Annotated in this window: 1 protein-coding gene and 1 pseudogene; both read right to left on the bottom strand. The window is 62.7% G+C overall.

Annotated elements, in window-relative coordinates; all coding sequences use genetic code 11:
• A partial coding sequence (locus C0456_RS20520) for an AAA family ATPase (protein WP_291056559.1) occupies positions 1 to 669 on the bottom strand: 669 nt, incomplete at its 3' end.
• Positions 657 to 1,421 (bottom strand): annotated as a pseudogene (locus C0456_RS20515) (AAA family ATPase); the annotation flags it as partial. The gene C0456_RS20520 and the pseudogene C0456_RS20515, both read right to left, overlap by 13 nt.

The following is a 1,421-nucleotide window of genomic DNA, read 5'->3' as shown; positions in this document are numbered from 1 at the left end:
TGTGCTCTTCCGATCTCCCTGCTGGACCATCCGGTTGAGTTCGCCGCGCGCTGCACGACCCGATGAGTAGATCGCGGTACGCTCGCGGTCTTCTGGCGATAGCTCCAGCCATTTCTGCGCGGTGACCTTGAGGTGGTCTGCGCCAGCTTCGACCACACGCTCGCCAAGCGAGGCAAAGCTTTCCTTGAACATTCCGGCGCGCGCGAGGCCAGCGGCTTCCTTCATATGTTCGGTGCGCTGCCGAAGGCTGGTATCGATGCGGGCTATGGCGGGGTTATCGGACTGGATCAGCGAAAAGCTTTTGCCCGCCTCGATCGGCTGCAGCTGGGCCCGGTCTCCGATCATGACCAGCTTTTCAACCCCAAGCCGGTTGGCGATCGTGAGCAGGTCATTCATCGGCTTGTTCGCAACGAGCGAAGCCTCGTCCAAGACCAGCACTTTGCCGCGCAAGGTCTCTCGTGATGCCTCGAACTTCGGACCTGAGCCCTCAAGCGTGGGCCGCAGATGCTCATTCACGAAGGATGAGACGGTTCTTGCTGTGATACCCTGCCTGACAACCTCACCGTCCGGCCCCCGGATCGCTGTATCGCTGCGAAGATCGCTCACCATCTTGTTGGCAAAGGCGAGCCCGATCACCTCCCTTCCCTCCTGATGAGCTACGCTTGCGATGGCCGAAATGATTGTCGTCTTCCTGGCACCGCGACACCCTGGATCACGATCGTGCGGTCCTTGCTGGCCAGCGCCAGAGTTCCCGCGGCAATCTGCTCGGCATTGAGCTCGTGGGTGCCCGCTACTTGCCGCAAGCGCCCGGGTGCCTCGGCAGCTTCAATGATGGCCTGGCCTGCGCCCTTTCCGGCGGCGACATTGGCAAGGGTTGCCCGCTCGATTGCGACATGCTCGGGCGTGGTGAATCTCTCAGGCCTGCCATCGAGCCTGTCGCTCTTGCCCTCGAGCACCCTCCCGTCGGCCACCAACACGCCAATCCTCGCTTCAACCCCATCAGCGGTCACACCCTTCACCCCAAGGTCGAGCGCGGTCTTGACCAGCTCGCCCCGGGTCCAGGAGGTTTCACGTTCGCCGATGATCCTGATCGCAGAAGCGGTTGCCATCTCAGTGCGCAGCTGCGTGGGCGTCAGAGTGATCCGTTGCAGGCCATTGGTTGTCAGTGTGTCTGCTGGCCGAGTGTAGAGCTTGGCGCTGTCGCGGAGCGCACTAAGAGTCTCCTGGACACGCTGCGGCGACCCCAAAGGGCTTTCACGCCCCTCGGAGCCGCGTTCCCGCGCCTGTTCGACCAGCGCCTTGGCATCGAACCCCAGCCCGGCAGCGCGCCTCGCCCATTCCTGCCGAAGCGCCTGCTTATCATCCGGATTGAGCTTGGGATCGCGGGTGCGCTTGGTGATTTCACGCAAGGCTTCTGTGTC

Origin of the sequence: Hyphomonas sp. (genome assembly GCF_013823385.1) — a bacterium.
Taxonomy (GTDB): domain Bacteria; phylum Pseudomonadota; class Alphaproteobacteria; order Caulobacterales; family Hyphomonadaceae; genus Hyphomonas.
This window is presented reverse-complemented; position numbering and strand designations above follow the sequence as displayed.